General features: G+C 45.5%; 2 protein-coding genes. One reads left to right on the top strand and one right to left on the bottom strand.

From position 1 onward, the window contains the following. Positions 1-110 precede the first annotated feature (110 nt). Positions 111-1,379 carry a hypothetical protein gene (locus tag Q0668_RS23135; RefSeq protein WP_298868910.1) on the bottom strand — a complete coding sequence of 423 codons (1,269 nt, stop codon included), beginning with the start codon at positions 1,377-1,379 and terminating at the stop codon, positions 111-113. A 374-nt stretch (positions 1,380-1,753) separates the two neighbouring features. On the opposite strand from Q0668_RS23135, the gene Q0668_RS23130 reads away from it, so the two are divergent. Then, on the top strand, positions 1,754-4,430 hold a 2,677-nt coding region (locus Q0668_RS23130), incomplete at its 3' end, for a glutamine synthetase adenylyltransferase (RefSeq protein ID WP_298868909.1).

Below are 4,430 nucleotides of genomic sequence, written 5' to 3'. Positions count from 1 at the left end.
ATCAACTGAATATCACTCAGGAGTCGGTTCCTGAAACGGAAACCAAACCCAAAAAAGAAGAAGCGAAAGCAGGCACCTGATCAATCCCGTATTGGTATCTTCTCCGCCAATCAGGATACCCCCACGATTTTGGAAATATCAATCAAATGTAATTGTCGGCCTGCATTTTTCGTGGGACAGTCAATGCACACAATACGTGAATCAGGGCTGAACCGGGGATGCGTATCCACCCGCCATTCACCCGTGTAAATCTTAGGCAGATGAAACTGACCCAGATCAATCCGACGTCCAGATTGAACATGATATAAATGAGGCGTCTGAATACGCTCCTTACCTTTCGGATAAGTGTCGTTCAAAATCCACTCATTGCCGGGCAGATAGCTCAAATGCCCACCACCATCGAGAACTCCTTTACCAACTTCTTCCAGCTTAGACTGCGATTCATCTTTCACTAGAAAATCTCCCCAGGCACGACTGTCCGCTGTCGCTTTTGACTGGGTCAGAATATGCGATGGATCCCTCCAGATAAAATGCGAGACAAATCCGTTATCCACAACCACGCGCACGTCACTCCCGTCAGGCTTCGCGGTCACCATCCGTGACAGGCGTTTTCCGTTCGGATACTGCCAACGATGCAGTGTAATAAAGCGAGTGCCATCCGGACTAAACAGTAAATGATTAAAGTAATGCTTGATCCCTTTTTGCTGATTGGGAATCGTACCCTTTCTAGAAATTTCGTTCAATGAAAGAATCATCGTCGATTTTCCCGTTTCGAGATCAACACGGAATATTCCCGAATCTTTTGGAGCCAGCTCTTTATAATGCGGATCTGGAAAACCGGGATAGCCATATCCGGGACGCACATCTTGAATCCGCCGAAAATCGGGAGTCACAGCGGTCTTGCCATCCGGACTCACTGAATAAACGGGGGAGGGTATCGTACGGCCCTTTCCCGTTTTGATATCCAGAATTCGACTCACAAACTGACCATCTTCCCGATCATTCCAAATCACCTCAGAATCAGATCCCGGGAGCCATTGCAGCATACATCCCTGCTGCCAACTCCAGGCTGAGGATTCTCCCAGTTCGATCCAGCGATCATTGTCCTCTAGATCAACCATGCCCACCTTGATCACATCATCCGCCTTCGGAGAGCGATGCTCAAAAGCAACTTCCATCCCTAACACATAGCGACTCGTGGGATCAAACTGCAATTTATCATAGTAACCAAACCAATGATGTCGCGGCCCTTTCGTGATGACGCGTGTAGGAGGAAATCCAGAACCTTCCGCAAAGCAAAGGTCGGCAAGAGAAGCCGCGCCGAGTCCATAAGTTAATTGAGTTAAAAATTCACGACGCGTCGTTTGATTTTGATACATGGAATTGGTTTCTCTGTTAAAATGAAAACCGTAAACAGCGGAGAATAATGTCACTGTTCTTTCATTTAAGGGTAGAACAGTGCACTGAAATAATCAACCAATTTCACAAGCCTTGATTAATTCGCCAATGTCAATATAACAAAAAAGACTGAGTCATTCGACCGATTTTGAATTCATGAGAACCGTCACATTTTTTAACTTGATCTTAGCCTGTAATACTGAAGCATTTCTCGCTACACTTTTGTGAGAAGTCTTCCCTGAAACAGGGACAATTTCAAGAGTCAAACGTTCTGAATGCTCTCTCAATTTGTCAGCCCTTTGAAAATGGATGTCTGTTACAACAGAGTTCAACACAGGCAGGTTCTGCAAATCTTATGAACAACCCCGTCAATTTCGAGTGTGCACCAAAGCTGCTGGACCAAAGTGTTCCCGTTACTGATGAAGACGTTCAACTCATCCTTTCGGTAATCGGCTTCACTGATCAGGAACGGGCACTGATCCGCTTACGCGAGATGTGTACAACAACCCGCATTCGTGAAGAATTAACACTCATCCTGCCCACCCTTTTACAGACACTGACCAATGCAGCCACTCCCGATGGATCTTTGATCAATTTTGAGCGTTTTATCAATAGTGTCCCCCAGCCCGAACTGATGCTGATTTTCCTCACACAAAATCCGCGGGCGGTTGAGATTCTAGTGAAGCTCTTTGTCGGAAGTCAGTTTTTAACAGAAATACTGTTAAAAAATCCGGACTATCTGGAACGGCTCACACGTTACAACCGCATTGCAGAATTCAAAAGCCAACAACAGTTTTATTCAGAGGCCATGGCCGGCACGCGTTTGGAAACGACAACGACGGCAGAAAAATTCGACATCTTACGACGTTTCCAGCGCTGGGAACTCCTGCGCATTGGCGCCTGTGATACCTTCGGTTTAATGGACCTGAAAAATATTACCGTTCAACTCTCGCTCCTGGCCGATGGACTCGTTCAATCTTGCCTTACCATCCTTTCGGAAGAACTGGAATTACCCGTTGATGATTTCGCGGTACTCGCATTCGGAAAACTGGGGGGAGAAGAACTCAATTACAGCTCCGATATCGACCTTGTATTTATTGCAGGAAAAAATTCGACACAATACTGGCAATTGGGGCAACGTCTCATCAAATCATTGATGGAATCTACATCGGAAGGTTTTCTGTATCGTGTTGATATGCGGCTGCGCCCCTGGGGCCGCTCGGGAGCACTGGTCACAACCGTTGACGCCTATGTTGATTATTTTGCAAAACATGGACGACTTTGGGAAAAACAGGCAATGCTGAAAGCACGGATCATTGCCGGAAATCAAAAACTGGGTTCCGAGTTTTTTCGAAGGATTGAACCACAGATTTTCTGTTGTGATGCAGAAGATGTAAGAATGAATGTCCTCGACATGAAACAGCGCATCGAATCTACACTCAAAAAGAAAGGCAAAGACTGGGGAGAAGTCAAATCGGGAAAAGGATCCATTCGGGATGTCGAATTTACCACGCAGTATCTCCAAATGGCAAACGGCGCACAGTATTCTTCGGTTCGCAGCATCAATACCCTTGATGGACTTGTAAGACTCGTCGATCAAGGTTTACTTCAACCAGATGAGTATCAGCATCTCACCAGTGGATATGTATTTTTTCGAAAAATTGAACACGCACTCCAATTAATGCATTACAACCAGGAACACAACATGCCCACTGACGAACGGGAGTTGGCATACCTGGCACGTCGACTTGATTTTCGCGATGGGAAACAACTGGTTCAATTTTATGAACAACACCGCAAAGCAGTACGAGGCATTTTTAAAAAATATATCCATGCACCGCTCGAAAAGAATTCCGAACTTGATACAGCTAATTCCGAACAGGATAGCAATCTCATCGGCATGATGTCTGCTTCTTACTCCAAAGTGTTTAACGAAAAAGAAATCGAAAAACACATCCAGATGTCCAGAAAACTGGCGGATTCGAATATTGTCGAACTGAAAACAGAAAACATCCCTGATCATCAAATCAGACTCACAATGGTCGGCCTTGATCAAACGGGAGACCTCTCTTTAATCTGTGGACTCTTATTCGTTTATGGATTTGACATTCAGAAAGGTCACCTGTTTACCAATCAGAATGTCAAACCGGCATCCTCGACAAAAAGTCGATCTTCCAAATCGAGAGACCATTCGAAAAGTTCACGCAAATTTGTGATCGTTCTTGATGTCAAATCACCAGAGGAGGATGTGCAACCCACGGTCTGGATCAACTATAAAAATGACCTGACAGACTTACTTAATAAAGTCGGATCCGGAAAAAAACGGGAAGCAGTCGGAGAATTAGCAAAACGCGTAGCCCGAGCTATGCGAGACCTCTCTCAGGCCAGTCAGGTTTTGTATCCCGTCGAAATCGAATTGGATAACGAAACGAGCGGCAGGCATACCATCTTAAGAATCGAATCTGAAGATACGATTGGTTTCCTGTATGAACTGACCAATGCACTTGCCATGAGTGGCATCGATATTGCCAGAATGGTCATAGATTCCGAAGCAGCGAAGGTCAGAGATGTGCTATACGTCACTGATGATAAAGGGGAAAAAATCAGCTCCGAAGAACAACAGCAGGGGCTGAGAGCTGCCGTCGTTTTGATCAAACATTTCACTCACCTGCTGCCGCGCTCACCCAATCCGGAATCGGCATTATTACACTTTCGTGAATTTCTGGAACAGCTTTTCAAACAACCCAACTGGGTCGAAGAAATTTCGTCACTCGAACGCACCAGTGTACTCAGCGCGTTAGCCAGACTCCTCGGCGTAAGTGATTTTCTTTGGGAAGACTTTTTGCGATTGCAACACTCCAATCTGTTTCCTGTCGTCGCAAATGTAGAAGAACTGACAAATCGCATCTCGATTGATGATCTGAAAACCGAGCTTTCCAGTGAACTCGCGCAAGCGACTACCCGCGAAGAATTACAGGAAAAACTTAACGCTTTCAAAGACCGCGCGATGCTACGCAAAGATATGAGGCATA

Source organism: uncultured Gimesia sp. (assembly GCF_937910335.1).
Lineage (GTDB): Bacteria > Planctomycetota > Planctomycetia > Planctomycetales > Planctomycetaceae > Gimesia.
This window is presented reverse-complemented; position numbering and strand designations above follow the sequence as displayed.